Origin of the sequence: Haloarchaeobius baliensis (genome assembly GCF_052060055.1) — an archaeon.
GTDB classification, from domain to species: domain Archaea; phylum Halobacteriota; class Halobacteria; order Halobacteriales; family Natrialbaceae; genus Haloarchaeobius; species Haloarchaeobius baliensis.
In genome coordinates this window covers 194,160-211,355 of sequence record NZ_JBPPFR010000003.1, presented here as the reverse complement: position 1 = coordinate 211,355, position 17,196 = coordinate 194,160, and the positions used below count along the sequence as shown (strand labels likewise).

The window sequence follows — 17,196 nt, the reverse complement described above, 5'->3', positions numbered from 1 at the left end:
GTGCCGGAATGCCGAAGGCGCGAGACGTACCGCCAGCACGAGCGAGGCACAACAGGTAGACGAGAGCGGGGTCGCACTGCGATGACCCTCGCGGATCTCCCCAGGTACGACGAGTCGAGTGTCGGCACCGTCGGTGGAAGCGCCATCGTCCTCGGCGGGAGCGTCGCGGGGCTCTGTGCCACCCCCGTGCTGGCGGACGCGTTCGAGCGGGTCATCGTCCTCGAACGTGATGCACTCCCCACGGAACCCGTGGCCAGAGACGGTGCACCGCAGACCCGGCACCCGCACGTGCTGCTCGAGGGCGGGCGAGCCACGCTGGAGGACCTCTTCCCGGGGTTCTCGGAGGACCTGATCGACGGCGGCGGGCTGCTCGTCGACGCCAGCACCGACCTCAAGGAGTTCAACCAGGGGGATTACATCGCCGCCGCGCCCGACCGACTGCCGACCTACTGCGCGAGTCGCCCGCTCATCGAGGCGGTGCTCCGGGAGCACGTCCGCACCCTCGACGGTGTGACACTCCACGGAGAGCACCGGTTCACTGGCTACACGACCGACGACACCGGTCGAGCCATCACCGGGGTGGCGGCGCGGGACAGCGACGGTGCAGCCCGCTCGTTCGCGGCCGACCTGGTCGTTGACGCGACCGGGCGGACGAGTCGGACGCCATCGTGGCTGGCCGACAACGGGTTCGAGCGACCGGCGACGGACGAGGTGACCATCGACGTCGCCTACAGCACCATCCGGGTCGAACGGCCGCCAGACGATAGACGGATGCTGCTCGTGGCGCCGAGTGCCCCGCGAACCAGGGGTGGCGCCCTCATCCCGACCGAGGACGGGCAGTGGGAGTGCATCCTCCAGGGAGTCCACGGCGACGACCCGCCGACCGACCCGGCCGCACTACAGCGGTTCGCTGACAGCCTGCCAGCGGACGAGTTCGGCGCCATCCTCGACTCGCACGAGTGGCGGTCCGAGGAGGCCGAACGGTACCCGTACCCGTCGAGTCGGCGTCACCGGTACGAGGACCTGGGTCGGTTCCCGGACGGACTGGTCGTCACCGGCGACGCACTGGCCAGTTTCAACCCCATCTACGGACAGGGGATGTCGGTCGCCGCGCTCGACGCACTGGCCCTGCACGCCACACTGGCAGACGGCGGGGGCCGCGAGCTGGGGCAGCGCTTCTTCGACCGGGCGGCGGACGTCGTCGACGACGTCTGGCGGGTCGTGGTCGGGAGCGACTTCCAGTTCGGAGAGACGACCGGGCCGAAGCCGACCGGCGCGGACCTTTCGAACCGCTACATGCGGCGGTTCGTCACGCGAGCGCACGACGACCCCGTGCTGAGCGAGCTCTACGCCCGGGTGACGAGACTGGAGACGCCGGCAACGGCACTCGTTCGACCCACCGCCCTCTGGCGTGTTCTTCGTCCGGCTCCGGGTGGCGGTATCGACGGTGGTACCCCAGACACGGCCGACCGGGAGGGCGGGCTCTGACGTCGGGCACCCGGGCTTTCAGACCGACAGGTCCACGCCCTGAAGCAGCCGTGCGTTGACGGCGACGATGATGGTGGAGAGCGACATGAACACCGCGCCGATGGCAGGCGAGAGCAGGATGCCGAACGGGGCGAGCACTCCCGCTGCCAGCGGCAGGGCGAACACGTTGTATCCCGTCGCCCAGACCAGGTTCTCCTGCATCTTCCGGTAGCTCGCCCGAGAGAGCCGGATGAGCCGGACCACGTCGAGCGGGTCGTTCTCGACGAGGACGATGTCCCCGGATTCGATGGCCACGTCGGTGCCCGAGCCGATCGCGATGCCGACGTCCGCACGGGCCAGTGCCGGGGCGTCGTTGACGCCGTCGCCGACCATGGCGACGAGCTTGCCCTCGGACTGGAGCTCGGCCACCGTCGTGTCCTTCTCCTCCGGCAGGACCTCCGCGAAGTACTGGTCGATGCCGAGCTCCGCGGCGACCGCTTCCGCGACCGCCTCGGAGTCGCCGGTCAGCATGGCCACCTCGATGCCCATCTCGTGCAGTGCCGCGATGGTCCGGTGGCTCTCCTCGCGGACGACGTCGGCGAGGGCGAACGCGGCGACGACCGCCGTCTCGTCCCGGACGAGGTAGACCACGGTCCGTGCCTGCTCCCCGGCCTCGGCGGCGAACTCGGCGATGGCGTCCGGGCGGTCGACGCCGAGGTCGTCGAGCAGGTTCGGCCCGCCGAGGTGGACCGTCTCGTCGTCGACGGTGGCCCGCACGCCGCGCCCGCGGAGGTTCTCGAAGGACGAGACCGACACCGGTTCGACGTCACGTTCCCCTGCTGCGTCGCGGATGGCACGGGCGATCATGTGTTCAGAGTCGCCCTCGACGCCCGCCGCGACGGCGAACGCCCGCTCCTCGTCCCAGTCGGCGCCCGTCTGGACGCCGACGACGCCCTGTTCCCCCTTCGTGAGGGTGCCCGTCTTGTCGAACATCACGACGTCGAGGTTCCGGGCCTGCTCCATCGCGATGCGGTCGCGTACGAGCATCCCGTTCCGGGCTGCGGTCGAGGTGTTGATGGCGACGACGAGCGGAACCGCGAGCCCCAGTGCGTGGGGACAGGCGATGACGAGGACGGTGACCACGCGTTCGAGCACGCTCACCTGGAAGCCCTCGACGGCGACCCAGGCGACCGCCGTGATGGCGGCGACGCCCAGCGCGACGTAGAACAGCCAACCGGCGGCCCTGTCGGCGAGCAGTTGCGTTCGCGACTTGGACCGCTGGGCCTCTTCGACGAGCCGCATGATGCCGGCGAGTGCGGTCTCGTCACCGGTCTTCGTCACCCGGACGCGCAGGCTCCCGTCCTGGTTCACCGTGCCGGCGACGACCTCGTCCCCCGCTGCCTTCCCGACCGGTTTCGACTCGCCGGTGACCATCGACTCGTCCACCGAGGACTCGCCCTCGACGACCTCGCCGTCCGCCGGGACCGACGCACCCGGCCTGACCAGGACGACGTCGTCCGCCGCCAGTTCGGAGACCGGGACCTCCTCGGTGCCACCGGACTCGGTGACTCGCTCGGCCGTGTCGGGCAGGAGTCTCGCGAGTTCGTCCAGCGCGCCGGAGGCCTGCCGGACGGACCGCATCTCCATCCAGTGCCCGAGCAGCATGATGACGATGAGCGACACGAGCTCCCAGAAGAACGGCGTCGTCCCCGGAAGGAACAGCGACGCGATGGAGTAGCCGAATGCGACGGTGATGGCGAGCGAGATGAGCATCATCATCCCCGGCTCCCGGTTCGTCAGTTCGGTCCGGGCCATCCGCAGGAACGGAACGCCTCCGTACGCGAACACGACCACGGACAGGACCGGCGGAATCAACGTGCTGCCGGTGAATGACGGGGCGGTGTACCCGAGCGACGCCTGGACGAACTCGCTGTAGACGACGACCGGTATCGAGATGACGAGCGACACCCAGAACCGCCGTCTGAACATCTCTTCGTGACCGCTGTGGTCGACGTGGGGGCCGTGGCCGGTCCCACCGACGTGGTGGGGGCTCCCCCTCTCGTCGTCGGTTTCATCGTGCTCGTGGCCCCCCTGCTGGCCCCGTCCCTGCGGGTGCGAGCCATCGTCGGGACCGGCTTCGTGAGCGTGGTGGTCCGTGGATCCGTCTCCTGTCGGACGGTCGTGAGTCTCGTGTTCGTCGTGGTCGGTCATCGGAGGCGGGTGTTCCTGTCTGGAGTTGGGCGAGCACACACCGGGTGGGCCGGCCCGGGACCCGGCGTCTCCCCGGTTTCGTTTCGCGACGGATGCCGTGGCGTCAGGCGCTGGCGGTGTAGCCAGCGTCCTCTACCGCGGTGACGAGTGCCGAGACGTCGACGTCGCCTTCGACGGTCGCCGCAGCGGCGCCGCGGTCCGCGCTCGCCTCGGTGACGCCCTGGACCGACCGAAGCGCCTCCTCGACGGTCTGCTCGCAGTGCTCACAGCTCATCCCCTCGACGGTGATGTGTGTCGTCATAGGTGGACGTACGGGGTCCGGACTTAAGCTGGTTGTTGGTTGGATTCATGGGCAGCAGAGGGCCGTCGCTTTCGACTGCAAAGCCGACCCCCCCGACGAATGTGGAATCGGTACGCGGTTCGAACGTCGACGGCGGAGGACAGCCGCCTCGTCGGCTCAGCCCTCGGACGGTGCACCGGAAGCGTCCATCTCCGGTCGGATCCGCGAGAGACGCATCGCGTTCCCGGTCACCGCGGTCGTCATGCCGGCGTCGCCGGCGAGGACGGCGAGCCAGATGGGCACCATGCCGAGCGGCACCCCGATGGCCAGCGCCGCCTTGACGCCGAGGCTGGCCCAGATGTTCTGTCTGATGACGCCGTTGGCGTCGTGGGCCAGCTCGTAGAGGTAGGGAAGCTTCGAGATGTCGTCGCTCATGAGCGCGATGTCGGCCGTCTCGAGCGCGGTGTCGGTCCCGGCGGCACCCATCGCGACGCCGACGGTCGCCGTGGCGAGCGCTGGCGCGTCGTTGACGCCGTCGCCGACCATCGCGACGCCGTCGTACTCCGCGGTCAGCTCCTCGATGGCGGCGACCTTCTCGTCGGGCAGGAGCTCGGCACGGAACTCGTCGACGCCGACCTGTTCCGCGATGGCGCGGGCGGTCCGCTCGTTGTCCCCGGTGAGCATGACGGTGCGCTCGACGCCGAGCTCCCGCAACCGGGCGATGGTCCGTGCCGCCTGGGGACGGACCTCGTCCGCCACCGCGATGATTCCCTCCAGCTCGTGCTCGGTGCCGACCAGGACGACGGTCTTCCCCTCGGACTGGAGCGCGGGGACGGTCTCGTGCAGCAGGTCGAGGCAGTTGTTCCGGTCGCAGATGGTCTGGGCGGTCTGCGTGACGACGCCGCCGTCGGTCGTCGCGTGGACGTGCGAGAGGTCGAAGCCCAGCTCCTCGAACAGCCCCGGTTTGCCCGCGTAGTGCGGGCGGCCGTCGAGGTCCGCCCGGACGCCCTTGCCGGTGATGCTCTCGAAGTCCTCGATCTCGCGCTCGGCGACCCCGACGCTGGTGGCCTGCTCGACGATCGCCTCGCCGATGGGATGCTCGCTGCGGGTCTCGAGGCCGCGGGCACACCGCAGCACGTCCTCCTCGGTGTTGCCGTTGAGCGGCACGACGTCGGTGACCGTCAGCTCGCCCTTCGTGAGCGTGCCCGTCTTGTCGAGGGCCACGGCCTCGACGGCGCCCATCGCCTCGAGGTGGTTACCGCCCTTGATGAGTACGCCGTTCTTCGCGGCGCTCGTGATGCCCGAGACCACCGAGACCGGGGTGGAGATGACGAACGCACACGGACAGGCGAGCACGAGCAACGTCAGCCCGTAGACGACGGCGGTCGACCACGTGGTGTTCAGGACGTAGGGACTGCCGAGGGTGACGACGACCGCGAAGGCGACGACGACCGGCGTGTAGTACGACGAGAACCGCTCGACGAACTGCTCGCGCTCGGTCTTGTTCGACTGGGCGTCCTCGACCATCTCGACGATGCGGGAGAGGGTGTTGTCGCCGGCCTCAGAGGTCACCTCGACCTCGAGGTAGCCCCCCTCGTTGATCGTGCCGGCGTACACCTCGTCGCCGTCGGTCTTGTCGACGGGGACGCTCTCGCCCGTGATGGGGGCCTGGTTGACCGCGCTCTCGCCGTCGACGACCACGCCGTCCATCGGGATCTTCTCGCCCGGGCGCACGACGACGACGTCGCCGACCGCCACCTCGTCGACGGGCACCGTCTGCTCGTCGCCGTCCCGCTTCACCGTCGCCTCGTCCGGCGAGAGGTCCATCAGCTCCTCCAGCGAGTTCCGGGCGCGGTCCATCGAGTAGCGTTCGAGCAGCTCCGCGACGCTGAACAGGAACGCGAGGGTCGCGGCCTCGAAGTAGAGCGCCTCCCCGAACACGACGCTGGCGACGAGCGCGCCGAGGATGGCGACGGACATCAGGAAGTCGATGTCGAGGTTCCGGTTCCGCGCAGAGTAGTAGCCGTTCCGGAGGATCTCCTGGCCACCGGTCGCGATGGCGACGAGGAACAGGACGTCGGCGACGAAGAGCTCGCTCCCCGCGACCGTCGCGAGGAGGCCGTTCTGGGCGTGCAGGAGGAACTCGAACAGGAGCCCGACCGCGAGGAAGCCGCCGCTGATCCAGGTCTTCACCGCCCGGGGGCTCGTCCAGATGCTCTCCTCGGTCGCGTCGCCCTCGCTGGCGCCCACGCTGCCGGTGCTGTCGGTGACCTCGTAGCCGGCGTTCTCGATGGCACGGACCATGTCGGCCTCCGAAACCGACCCATCGGAGATGACGGTGACCTTCCCAGTCGTCGGCTGTGGGTCGATGGACAACACTCCGTCGAGCGCACCCAGCGCGTTCTCGACCTTGCCGGCGCAGGACGGGCAGTCCATCTCCGGGACGGTGTAGGATATCGTCGTCTCGGTCGTCCGCTCGACGGTGTATCCGGCCTTCTCGATGCGGCCGGCGATGGTATCGGGCGAGGCCAGCTTGGGGTCGTAGGTCACGGTGAGGGTTCCTGTCGTCACCTGCGGGTCCTGGTCGACGATGCCGTCCAGCCTGCCGACGCTCTTCGTGACCTTGCCGGCACAGGACGGGCAGTCCATGTCGGGGACCGAGAACTCTGCCACGGTCCACTCACCATCCGTCTCGCTGGGGTCCGGAGGCTCGTCCACATCGCAGGAGTCGCCTGCAGAGGATACGGCGCAGGAATCCGGCGTATCCCGTTCGGGAGGGGTCATTGTATGGAGCTAGGCCACGGAGAGTTATTAAACCGGCTGCTACGCCCTCGGGGTCGAGTATGTCCATGCTAGTAATCGAACCGTCCTCGGTTAACATTTCGAGGGGTTCGTGCGCACGTTCACGCCGGATAGCGGATGGCCACCCCGCCGCGAACCGCATCGAGAAGCCACTTCGATAACTGGATATCCACCATCGCTTACGAGTCGAATGTAATGAGCCGGGTTGAGCGTGGATATCGAAAGGGCAAACCGATTGAAGGAGTAGCCCGTACGACTAGCCATGAGCACGCATCGAAGTCAGATCGACATCCAGGGGATGAGCTGTGCGAACTGCTCACAGACCATCGCCGAGCGGGTCGAGGAACTCGACGGCGTCACGGAGGCGAGTATCAACTACGCCACCGACGAGGGGACCGTTGAGTACGACCCGGGCGATGTCACACTCGGCGAGATCTTCGACGCCATCGAGGACGCGGGCTACAGCCCCGTCACCGAGTCCGTGACCATCGCGATCACCGACATGTCCTGTGCGAACTGCTCGGAGACGGTCCAGGACGCGCTGGAGTCGCTGCCGGGCGTCGTCCGCGCCGACGTGAACTACGCCACCGACGAGGCACAGGTCACGTTCAACCCGGCGGAATCGGATCTCGACACGTTCTACGACGCCATCGAGAACGCCGGCTACTCGCCGGTCAGGGAGGAGTCCGGCGACGGCGAGGCCGGCGGCGATGGAAGCGGTGAGAGCGCCCGCGACGCCGCGCGCAACGCCGAGATCCGCAAGCAACTGCGGCTGACCCTGTTCGGGGCCGCGCTCTCGATCCCGATGCTGTTCTTCCTCGTCGACAAGCTCGTACTCGGAGGGGTGTTCGTCCCCGAGACGATATTCGGGGTACAGTTCGGCTGGGTCGAGTTCGCCCTCGCGACGCCCGTCCAGATCGTCCTCGGCTGGCCGTTCTACCGGAACTCGTACAAGGCCCTCGTGAAGAACCGGCGGGCCAACATGGACGTGCTCATCGCGCTCGGGTCGAGCACGGCCTACATCTACTCGGTGAGCGTCCTGTTCGAGCTCGTCGCCGGCAGCATGTACTTCGACACCGCCGCGCTCATCCTTGTGTTCATCACGCTCGGGAACTACCTCGAGGCCCGGTCGAAGGGCCAGGCCGGCGAGGCGCTGCGCAAACTGCTCGAGATGGAGGCCGAGACGGCGACCCTCGTCGACGAGGACGGCACGGAACACGAGGTCCCGCTCGAGGAGGTCGCGGTCGGCGACCGGATGAAGGTCAGACCCGGCGAGAAGATACCCACCGACGGCGTCGTCGTCGAGGGCCAGAGCGCGGTCGACGAGTCGATGGTGACCGGCGAGAGCGTCCCCGTCGAGAAGGGCGAGGGCGACGAGGTCGTCGGGTCGACCATCAACGAGAACGGCCTGCTCGTCGTCGAGGCGACGAAGGTGGGCAGCGACACGGCGCTCCAGCAGATCGTCCAGACCGTCAAGGAGGCCCAGTCCCGCCAGCCCGACATCCAGAACCTCGCGGACCGCATCTCCGCGTACTTCGTCCCCGCGGTCATCGTGAACGCCCTGTTCTGGGGGACCGTCTGGTTCCTGTTCCCCCAGGCGCTGGCGGGCTTCGTCGACGCGCTCCCGCTCTGGGGGCTCGTCGCGGGTGGCCCCGGGGTCGCCGGCGGTGGCGTCTCCGTGTTCGAGTTCGCGATCATCGTCTTCGCCTCCGCCGTCCTCATCGCCTGCCCCTGCGCACTCGGGCTGGCGACCCCGGCGGCGACGATGGTCGGGACCACCATCGGTGCGCAGAACGGCGTGCTGTTCAAGGGCGGTGACGTGCTCGAACGCGCGAAGGACGTCGACACCGTCGTCTTCGACAAGACCGGCACGCTCACGAAGGGCGAGATGGAGCTGACCGACGTCGTCGTCTTCGAGGACGGCCAGGCGGTCACCGACGGCGGCGAGACCGCTGCCGACGGTGGGGAGCTCGCCGTCGAGGACCGCCTGTCCGAGGAGGATGTGCTCCGGCTCGCCGCGACCGCCGAGAGCGGCAGCGAGCACCCGCTCGCACAGGCCATCGTCGAGGGAGCTCGCGAGCGCGACATCGACGTCGGCAGCCCAGGCTCGTTCGAGAACGTCCCCGGACAGGGCGTCCGGGCCGAGGTCGACGGCGACACGGTGCTCGTCGGCAACCGCAAGCTGCTCCGGGACAACGGCATCGACCCCGAGCCCGCCGCCGAGACGATGGAACGCCTCGAATCGGAGGGGAAGACCGCGATGCTCGTCGGTCGCATCCCCGCGGACGGCGACGGCGAGCTCGTCGGCGTCGTCGCCGACGCGGACACCGTGAAAGAGAGCGCGAAGGACGCGGTCGCGGCGCTGAAGGAGCGCGGCGTCGACGTGATGATGATCACGGGCGACAACGAGCGGACCGCCCGGGCGGTCGCCGAACAGGTGGGTATCGACCCCGAGAACGTCCGCGCGGAGGTCCTGCCCGAGGACAAGTCCGAGGCGGTCGAGGCCATCCAGTCGGAGGGCCGACAGGCGATGATGGTCGGCGACGGCGTCAACGACGCGCCCGCACTCGCCGTGGCCTACGTCGGCACCGCCATCGGCTCGGGCACCGACGTGGCCATCGAGGCCGCCGACGTGACGCTGATGCGTGACGACCCGCTCGACGTCGTGAAGGCCATCCGCATCTCCGATGCGACGCTGTCGAAGATCAAGCAGAACCTCGTCTGGGCGCTCGGCTACAACACCGCGATGATCCCGCTGGCGTCGCTCGGCCTGCTCCAGCCCGTGCTGGCGGCCGGCGCGATGGCGTTCTCCAGCGTCTCGGTGCTGACGAACAGCCTGCTGTTCCGCCGGTACGAGCCCGACCACGACTACAGCCTGCTCGGACTGCGCGACTGAGAGCCCGACCTGCCGGGTTCTTCCCCGCTCGAGTCTCGGTGGACGGACCGACCCGGACAACACGTGTTTTCATGGTATCATCGACCGTCTGTAGAACCATGGCCCGGTACGAATCCATCCTCGTGGCCACGGACGGGAGCGAGACAGCTGGGAGGGCGGTCGACCACGCTGTCTCGCTGGCCGACGACCCCGGCGACACGGTGTACGTGCTCTCGGTCGCCCACTCCCGCGAGAGTCCGATGTCCTTCGGGGTGGAGACGGTCGAGGGGATCGAGACGGCCGTCGAGCGGACTGCAGCCGAGGTCGGCGAGCACCTCGGCGAGGCGACGGTGAAGGGGATGGTACGGCGTGGACGACCCGTCGACGAGATACTCGCCACTGCCGACGAGGTCGGCGCGGACGTCATCGTCCTCGGCAGGACCGGAAGGTCCGGGCTGGCCGACCGAATCCTCGGGAGCACGGCGGACCGCGTCGTCAGACGGTCGGCGCTCCCGGTCCTGCTGATCCCCGAAGCCGGCGCGGGGTAGCGGATCAGTCCGGACCTCGCATCCGGACACTGAGGCTTTCGATTTTCGGGCTTCCCGAGCCGCCGGCAACCAGATTCCAAAGCGACATCGGAATCATACACCCATTCTCGAAAGGACAATCGCATTGAACCGTCCCGACGTACCTAGGACCGTGGAGACGGTCCACGGAGACACACCGATGTCCGAACACACCACCGACAACTCGCTCGTCACGCTCGTCATCGTCGTCCTGGGAGCCCTGCTCGTCCTGCCCCTGCTGTTCATGGGCTTCGGGATGCTGGGCTACGGCGGCATGATGGGCGGCTGGGAGCACGGGATGTGGAACGGCGGCACTGCACCGGGCTGGGTCGTGCTGTTCGGTGCGCTGATTCAGCTCGGCTTCCTCGTCGCCATCGTCGGCGTCGGCTACCTCATCTTCCGGGCGGTCACTGGCTCCTCGACCGAGAGGGAGCCCGCACTGGAGGAGCTCAGACTCGCCTACGCACGGGGCGACATCAGCGACGAGGAGTACGAGACCCGACGTGAGAGGCTCGAAAGGGACAGCTGACCGTCGGCGTCGGCAGCCCGACCTTACGCGGCCGGGACCAACCGGTGGACCCCTCCGCCACCACCGCCGTTCCCCAGCACGTACAGCTCCCCATTCTGGCGGCCGAACGAGAGGATCTGCGAGAGCTTCCCGGCGTCGCCGTCCGCGACGGAGAGCACAGCGGTCGACCAGAGACCGCTCTCCGCCGGCGTCGCCACGAACAGCCGCCCCTGCGCCCGGAAGTCCCCGAACACGAACTGCCCCCGGAGGCCCGGAATCGCGTCGCCGCGGTAGACGTTGCCGGTGATGACGGAGATGCCGCTGACGGGCTGGCCCTCGTGTGGGTACTCGATGACCGGCGGGAGAAGGGGCTCGCCGCCGCGCACGTCGCCGGGTGTGCTGCTCGGGCAGTCGTCGGTGCCGAAGCAGTGGGTCGCCTCGCGGACGTTCCAGCCGTAGTTGCCCCCCTTCTCGACGACGTCGACCTCCTCGTAGCGGTTCTGTCCGACGTCGCCCGCGAACAGCGTCTCCCCGTCGAAGGCCAGCCGCCACGGGTTCCGGAAGCCCCAGGCGTACTGCTCGTCCAGCCCGTCGCGACCGACCAGCGGGTTTGCGTCCGGGATGGCGTAGCCGCGGTCGCCGTCGCGGCCGTCGACGTCGATGCGGAGGATGCTCCCGAGGAGGTTCTCGGTCACGTCCTGTCCGTTGCCGCCGTCGGCCCCGTCGTACCAGTCGCCGGCGTGCCCGAACCCGCTGTCTCCGGCCGCACCCCCGTCACCGGTCCCGACGTACAGGTAGCCGTCGGGACCGAACAGCACCGAGCCGGCGTTGTGGTTCGCCTGTGGCTGGTCGATCTCCAAGACGACGCGCTCGGAATCACGGTCGACAGTCATCCCGTCCGCCGAGACGGAGAACTCGGAGAGGACGAAGGTATGGCTGTAGTCGGCCGAAGTGCCCTCCCGCCGAGGTGCGGAGTACCGGACGAACAGCCGGCGGTTCTCGGCGAAGTTCGGGTGGAGGGCGATACCCAGCAGTCCCTGCTCGAACCCGGTGACGACGGTGTCGGTGAGGTCGAGGAGTGGCTGCTCGCGGAGGCCATCCGGTCCGACCACCCGGACTCGCCCCGGCTGTTCGGCGACGTACTGGCGGTCCGATCCCTGCACGAACGCGATGTCGAGCGGGTTCGCGAGCCCACTGGCGAGGGTCTCGAGGCCCACCGCGTCGGGGACAGGTGCCGTCGATCCGGAGCTGGTAGTTCCCGAAACGGTGGTGTCCCCCGGTGTCTCGGTAGACCCGTCGCTGGTCGGGGTCCCGTCGGTGTCCGATGCGTTGGAGCTGCAGCCGGCCGAGAGGGTCGCGGCCGCGAGACCCGCGAGGAAGCGGCGCCGGTCCATACGCTACCTGCGACGTGCAGCAGGATATAGCTGGTGTGAGTGCAGGGGGACGCCCGTGCCGACCTCAACAGATCTCGAAGCCGACGGTCGGTTCGCCGTCCGAGATGCTCACGTTCACGTCGCCAAAACAGGCGTTGGTCTGGACGGCTCGGGAATCCTGGTTGGAGCCCACCTCGGCGACGACCCGGTACTGGACGATGCCCTCGGGCTGGAGCTGTTCGAGGTTGTAGACGATCTCGTCGAAGCCCGGCCCGGCCTCGACCGTCGTGGTGTGGACCTCCGCACCGTCACGTCGGATGCGCAGCGTGAGCGTGTGGGCGGTCGAGTCGTAGTTCTGGACCCAGACCGGGTGGTCCGCATCGAACTGCTCCTCCTCTGCGAGTGGCCCCTCGGTCTCGTCGGTGCCCGAGTCGCTGTTGGTGGTGTCGACGATGTCGTCGTCGGTGGACCCGTATGTCGGGCCGGTCGTCGTCGACTCGTCGCCGCCGGCGAGCGAGTCCAGACAGCCTGCGAAGCTCGCGACGGCGAGGGTGGAGGTAGTCGAAGCGAGGAACCTGCGGCGGTTCATCGTACAGGGACAGACCGAGCCAGCGGGAAGTGCTTTCTGGAGGACTGGACGACCGGCGGGCTACGGCCAGAGGCCGCGGGCCTCGTGTGCCTCGGCGACCCGCGAGAGCGCCACGATGTAGGCTGCATCGCGCCAGCTCACGTCGCGGGCGTCGAACTCCTCTCGGACCTCCGTCCAGGCGGCCTGCATCTCCGCCTCGAGCTCCTCGTGGACGCGTTCGAGCGACCAGGCTCGGCGGTTGATGTCCTGCAGCCACTCGAAGTAGCTCACGGTCACGCCGCCGGCGTTCGCGAGGATGTCTGGGACGACCGGGATGCCCCGTTCGTCGAAGATGTCGTCGGCGACTGTAGTGGTGGGCCCGTTCGCGCCCTCGACGACGATGTCGGCCCGCACGTCGCGGGCGTTCTCAGCGGTCAGGACGTTGCCGACCGCGGCGGGGACGAGCACGTCGACGTCCAGTTCGAGCAGCTCCTCGTTGCTGACGGTGCGCGGTGCGTCGTGTGCCATGACCGCCTCGGGCTCCGTGGCGTGGGACGGGATGGCGGCGGTATCGAGCCCGTCCGGGTCGTAGATGCCACCGTTCACGTCGCTCACGGCGACGACGTCGGCGCCCCACTCGTCGAGCAGTCGCGCCGCGTTCGCGCCGACGCTCCCGTACCCCTGGATGGCGACGGTCGTCTCCGAGACGTCCCGGTCGTAGTACTCGACGACCTCGCGGGTGACGATGGCGACGCTCCGACCCGGCGCGCCGTCGCGACCCTCACTGCCGCCGACGACGGGCGGTTTCCCGGTCACGACGCCGGGTGTCGTCTCGCCCTGCTGCATCGAGTAGGCGTCCATCAGCCACGCCATCGTCTGCGGGTCCGTCCCCATGTCCGGCGCGGGGATGTCGACCGTCGGCCCGATGACGTCGCGGATCTCCTGTGCGAACCGACGCGTGAGCCGCTCCGTCTCCTCGCTGCTGAGTTGCTTCGGGTTCACCGCGATCCCGCCCTTCGCGCCGCCGAATGGGAGGTCCATCACGGCGCACTTCCAGGTCATCCACATGCCGAGCCCGACGCACTCGTCGCGGGTGACCTCCGGATGGTAGCGGAGTCCACCCTTGTAGGGGCCGCGCACGCTGTCGTGCTGAGCGCGGTACCCCGTGAACACGTCGACGGAGCCGTCGTCGCGCTCGATGGGCACGGTCACCTCGTGGACCTTCTTCGGGTACCGCAGTCGCTCGACGATGTTCGGGTCGATGTCCACCAGCTCGGCGGCGTGCTCGAGCTGCCGTCGTGCGGTCTCGACGGCCGACTCCGGCTCGACCGACTCCGCAGCGCTGCGCTCGTCGTCGGGTGCGCTCGTTTGCGAAGCCATCGTCACTCGATGGGTGTGCGTCGATTACGCATCGAGCCGGTGCAGTCGGGGCAGGAACCGGGGTCGTCGGTCGCGAAGACGATGGTTCCACACTCGAAACACTCGTACGGGCTCTCCTCGTCGGGGTTGACGTCGACATCTCTCATTGTGGTCACGAGCGCCAGCGGGAAGCCCGAGGCACTCGGCGAATCGGTAATAGGTGTATAAGGGAATATCCGTGCCTTGGAAGTCGAACCAGTGTCCAACAGACTGGTTTACTATCGAACCCTGCCCGGGTGGCGTGGCTGTGCGCCCTCCGCGAACAGCACGCCGAACAGCTTCCGCTGGACGGTTCGGACGTGGCCGTAGAACGCCGTCGAGGAGATCCCCAGCGTCTCGGCGACCTCCTCCCCACTGCTCTCCCGGGGTGACTCGAAGAACCCGCTGAAGTACGCCGTCTGGACGACCTCCAGCTGTCGGTCGGTGACCTCGTCGAGGAACGACGCGTACAGCTCGTGCTCGCCGACGGTGTCGATGCTCTGTTTCGACCTGAGCTCGACCCCCGAGAACGTCTCCCGCACCAGCTGTGTCACGGTTCGGGCGTCGATCCCGTCCGGGATGTCGACGACGAGCGTGGTCGACTCGGGCATCGCGGTCGCCTCGCGGAACACCGCACCGTGGTCGGCCAGCTCGAGGGCCAGGAACGGCTGGGACAGCCGGAGTCGAACGACGCCGCCGTCGCCGTCCGTGCTGACGGGCTGGACGTCCTCGACCGCCACGAGCTCGGCGGCCGCAGAAACGACGGCGTCGACCGGCGCGTCCTCGACCTTCGCGAACACGAAACTGCCGTCGGCGGTCTGCTGGACGCCACCCTGATAGGAGATGGTGCAGTCCGCCGCGCGGGCCAGCCGGTAGAGCACGAACGTGCCGTCCTCGCTGGCGAACTCCAGCCGCGTCATCGCGGTGGTGAGCAGTGCGTTCTTGCGTTCGAGGGCGCTGAGCGCCGCGGCGATGGTCTCCCCGAGCTCCGAGAGGACCTCGCGGGCGGTGTCGTCGAAGGCGTCCCGGGAGTCCGCGTACACCGTGAGCACGCCGTGGGTCAGGTCGTTGTACACGAGCGGGATGCTGAGCACCGAGAGGTAGTCCCTCGCGAGAGCGTCCGTCCGCCACTGCTCCTCTCGCAGGCCCGCCGCGACGTTTGTGACCATGGTCGGCTCGCCGGACGCGGCGGCCCGTCCGACCGGTTCGTCGGCCTCGCTGTCGACGACGAACGACTGGCTGTCGAGGTAGCCCTGCTCCGCACCGTCCCACGCTCGTGGTGTGACCCTGCCGGTCGTCCGGTCCACCGACCCGACCCAGGCGAACGCGAACCGGTCGTCGTCGGTGAGGAGCTCGCAGACGGTGTGGTCGACCGCCTCGCGGGTCTCCGCCTGCACGAGCGCCTGGTCGATCTCGCGGATCGTCTCGTTGATGCGGTTCAGCATCGTCAGCTGCTCGTTCTGCCGCTGGAGCGTCCGGTCCTGCTCGCGCAGCCGTGACTCCCGCCTGACGCGGTCGAGCGCGGCCTCCGCGGTCGCCGCGAGCAGGTCGGCCAGTTCCCGCGTGACGTCGTCGAACACGCCGACGGTGGCCGAGCCGACCATGAACACGCCGTGGTCCCCCAGCGGGATGAACGCCGCCCCACGGAGGTCCGTCGCCTCGTTCGCGAGGTGGGGCGACCGATGCACGTCGTCGAGGAACAGCGGTTCGTCCTCGACGAAGCTGAAGCTCGGGAGGGCGTCCTCGCTCAACGGGATCTGCGGGAGCGGGCCGTGGAGCTCCGAGAGCGCCTGCGAGTACGCACTCGGCCGCAGCTCGTTCGCGTCCGGGTCGAAGCGGAACACCGCGCTCGCGTCGAGGTCGAGGACCCCCGGTGCGTCGTCGACCACGTGCTGGGCGATCTCCTGCCCCGTCTGGGCGTAGAGGAAGTCCCGGGCGGTCTCCTGCAGGGTCGCCAGTGCCTCCTCGCGCTGCTTGCGCTTCGTGATGTCCCGGCAGCTGTACAGCAGCGTCCCGTCCTGGATGGACACCTCGCGGACGTTCACGAGGAGCGTGTGCTCGTTGCCGGCCCTGTCGGTGGCGGTCACCTCGATGTTCTTGAGGACGCCCTCGGCAGCGAGCTCGTCGCGGTCGAACAGGTCCTCCCCGAGCAGCTCGTCGATGGGGACCCGCTCGCGCAGCGCTTCCGCGGTGTAGCCGAAGATGAAGTGGACGTTCGGACAGACGTACGTGTACTCGCCGTCCTCGTCGGTCATGAGGACCGTGTCGGTCATGTTGTTGAGGGTGACGCGGTGGAGCTCCTCGGAGCGACGGAGGTCGCGTTCGAGCTCGACGCGGTCGGTCACGTCGACGCCCTCGACGACCACGGACACCAGCTCGCCGCGCTCGTTCGAGACCGGCCGAACCGAGAGCTCGAAGACGCTGGAATCGGCGCTCAGAGAGGTCGGTGCGACGACAGCGTTGGCGAACGTGCCGTCGAGCGCCGTCCCGACGAGGCGGCGAACGTCCCGATGCGGTTCGTCCCCGTTCGACCAGCAGGGAAGCGACCAGAACGGTGTCCCGACCAGGTCATCGGCGGCCGCGCCGACGAGGTCGCGAGCAGTCTCGTTCAGCCGGACGACCCTGCCGTCGGACGAGAGCACCCAGGTCGCGGTCCGGTCGTCGCCGAACATCGCGTCGAACTGGCGGGCCCGCTCGCGCCGGGTCCTGTCACGCCGGGCTTCTCTGACCGCGCGCTCCGACCGGTCGAACACCTCCTCGACCGAGGCCGCTTCGTCCTCGGTGAGGGCCACGTAGTCGCTCGCCCCAGCACCGATCACCTCGCTCGCGGTCGCCTCGTCGCCGGCGTCCGTCGCGACGACGACGGGAAGCGCCGCCGTCCTGGTTCGGAGCCGTTCGAGGAGGTCGACCGCGGTGTCGTCCGCGAGGAACTGCTCGACGACGAGACAGTCGATGGGCTCCGAGCCGACCCGTTCGAGGGCGGCGGCGGCGGTAGTTTCGCGCTGGGTCCTGGCGTCGGTCCGGTCGTCGAGTCTGCGTTCGAACCGGTCGAGCCAGTCGGTCTCACCGACCAGCAACGTGGTCGTCTCGTCCAGCAGGCTGTCGGTGTCCGTCACGGCCGGTCACCCGGGACCTGCCGGCGTCGGGG

The 17,196-nt window shown here is 68.8% G+C and carries 12 protein-coding genes; 4 read left to right on the top strand and 8 right to left on the bottom strand.

The window, feature by feature from the left end; all coding sequences use genetic code 11:
• The first annotated feature begins 81 nt into the window (after nt 1-81).
• Nucleotides 82-1,488: an NAD(P)/FAD-dependent oxidoreductase gene (locus ACSG06_RS17785; protein WP_440991632.1), complete on the top strand. Its 1,407-nt coding sequence runs from the start codon at nt 82-84 to the stop codon at nt 1,486-1,488.
• 18 nt (nt 1,489-1,506) lie between these two features.
• On the opposite strand, the gene ACSG06_RS17780 is transcribed toward ACSG06_RS17785, so the two are convergent.
• From ACSG06_RS17780 to ACSG06_RS17770, 3 genes are all read right to left on the bottom strand, one after another.
• Nucleotides 1,507-3,456, bottom strand: a complete 1,950-nt coding sequence (locus ACSG06_RS17780) for a heavy metal translocating P-type ATPase (RefSeq protein ID WP_440992103.1) — start codon at nt 3,454-3,456, stop codon at nt 1,507-1,509.
• Between the two features lie 325 nt (nt 3,457-3,781).
• Nucleotides 3,782-3,979 carry a heavy-metal-associated domain-containing protein gene (locus ACSG06_RS17775; protein WP_440991631.1) on the bottom strand — a complete coding sequence of 66 codons (198 nt, stop codon included), beginning with the start codon at nt 3,977-3,979 and terminating at the stop codon, nt 3,782-3,784.
• Nucleotides 3,980-4,135: 156 nt separating this feature from the next.
• Complete coding sequence (locus tag ACSG06_RS17770; RefSeq protein WP_440991630.1) at nt 4,136-6,742, bottom strand: heavy metal translocating P-type ATPase; 2,607 nt, start codon at nt 6,740-6,742, stop codon at nt 4,136-4,138.
• Between the two features lie 280 nt (nt 6,743-7,022).
• Here ACSG06_RS17770 and ACSG06_RS17765 point away from each other — a divergent pair, with 280 nt between their 5' ends.
• The 3 genes from ACSG06_RS17765 (at nt 7,023) to ACSG06_RS17755 (ending at nt 10,730) form a co-directional block, all read left to right on the top strand.
• Nucleotides 7,023-9,656: a heavy metal translocating P-type ATPase gene (locus ACSG06_RS17765; protein WP_440991629.1), complete on the top strand. Its 2,634-nt coding sequence runs from the start codon at nt 7,023-7,025 to the stop codon at nt 9,654-9,656.
• Between the two features lie 98 nt (nt 9,657-9,754).
• A complete protein-coding gene (locus ACSG06_RS17760) occupies nt 9,755-10,183 on the top strand; it encodes a universal stress protein (protein WP_440991628.1) in 429 nt (142 codons plus the stop codon).
• 178 nt (nt 10,184-10,361) lie between these two features.
• Nucleotides 10,362-10,730, top strand: coding sequence for an SHOCT domain-containing protein (locus ACSG06_RS17755; RefSeq protein WP_440991627.1), 369 nt, complete (start codon nt 10,362-10,364; stop codon nt 10,728-10,730).
• 23 nt (nt 10,731-10,753) lie between these two features.
• Here ACSG06_RS17755 and ACSG06_RS17750 read toward each other — a convergent pair whose 3' ends face one another.
• The 5 genes from ACSG06_RS17750 to ACSG06_RS17730 form a co-directional block, all read right to left on the bottom strand.
• A complete protein-coding gene (locus ACSG06_RS17750) occupies nt 10,754-12,103 on the bottom strand; it encodes a PQQ-dependent sugar dehydrogenase (protein WP_440991626.1) in 1,350 nt (449 codons plus the stop codon).
• A 64-nt stretch (nt 12,104-12,167) separates the two neighbouring features.
• Nucleotides 12,168-12,671, bottom strand: coding sequence for a hypothetical protein (locus ACSG06_RS17745; protein ID WP_440991625.1), 504 nt, complete (start codon nt 12,669-12,671; stop codon nt 12,168-12,170).
• A gap of 60 nt (nt 12,672-12,731) precedes the next feature.
• A complete protein-coding gene (gene gdhB / locus ACSG06_RS17740) occupies nt 12,732-14,030 on the bottom strand; it encodes a glutamate dehydrogenase GdhB (RefSeq protein ID WP_440991624.1) in 1,299 nt (432 codons plus the stop codon).
• Between the two features lie 2 nt (nt 14,031-14,032).
• Complete coding sequence (locus ACSG06_RS17735; protein ID WP_440991623.1) at nt 14,033-14,176, bottom strand: rubrerythrin-like domain-containing protein; 144 nt, start codon at nt 14,174-14,176, stop codon at nt 14,033-14,035.
• A gap of 111 nt (nt 14,177-14,287) precedes the next feature.
• Nucleotides 14,288-17,164: a bacterio-opsin activator domain-containing protein gene (locus ACSG06_RS17730; RefSeq protein ID WP_440991622.1), complete on the bottom strand. Its 2,877-nt coding sequence runs from the start codon at nt 17,162-17,164 to the stop codon at nt 14,288-14,290.
• Nucleotides 17,165-17,196 lie beyond the last annotated feature (32 nt).

Bases quoted from the DNA above. Each gene is read 5' to 3' on its own strand.
- ACSG06_RS17745 (WP_440991625.1), bottom strand. From the start codon at position 12,671: ATGAACCGCCGCAGGTTCCTCGCTTCGACTACCTCCACCCTCGCCGTC.
- ACSG06_RS17735 (WP_440991623.1), bottom strand. From the start codon at position 14,176: ATGAGAGATGTCGACGTCAACCCCGACGAGGAGAGCCCGTACGAGTGT.
- ACSG06_RS17760 (WP_440991628.1), top strand. From the start codon at position 9,755: ATGGCCCGGTACGAATCCATCCTCGTGGCCACGGACGGGAGCGAGACA.
- ACSG06_RS17780 (WP_440992103.1), bottom strand. From the start codon at position 3,456: ATGTTCAGACGGCGGTTCTGGGTGTCGCTCGTCATCTCGATACCGGTC.
- ACSG06_RS17770 (WP_440991630.1), bottom strand. From the start codon at position 6,742: ATGACCCCTCCCGAACGGGATACGCCGGATTCCTGCGCCGTATCCTCT.
- ACSG06_RS17765 (WP_440991629.1), top strand. From the start codon at position 7,023: ATGAGCACGCATCGAAGTCAGATCGACATCCAGGGGATGAGCTGTGCG.
- gdhB (WP_440991624.1), bottom strand. From the start codon at position 14,030: ATGGCTTCGCAAACGAGCGCACCCGACGACGAGCGCAGCGCTGCGGAG.
- ACSG06_RS17750 (WP_440991626.1), bottom strand. From the start codon at position 12,103: ATGGACCGGCGCCGCTTCCTCGCGGGTCTCGCGGCCGCGACCCTCTCG.
- ACSG06_RS17785 (WP_440991632.1), top strand. From the start codon at position 82: ATGACCCTCGCGGATCTCCCCAGGTACGACGAGTCGAGTGTCGGCACC.
- ACSG06_RS17755 (WP_440991627.1), top strand. From the start codon at position 10,362: ATGTCCGAACACACCACCGACAACTCGCTCGTCACGCTCGTCATCGTC.
- ACSG06_RS17775 (WP_440991631.1), bottom strand. From the start codon at position 3,979: ATGACGACACACATCACCGTCGAGGGGATGAGCTGTGAGCACTGCGAG.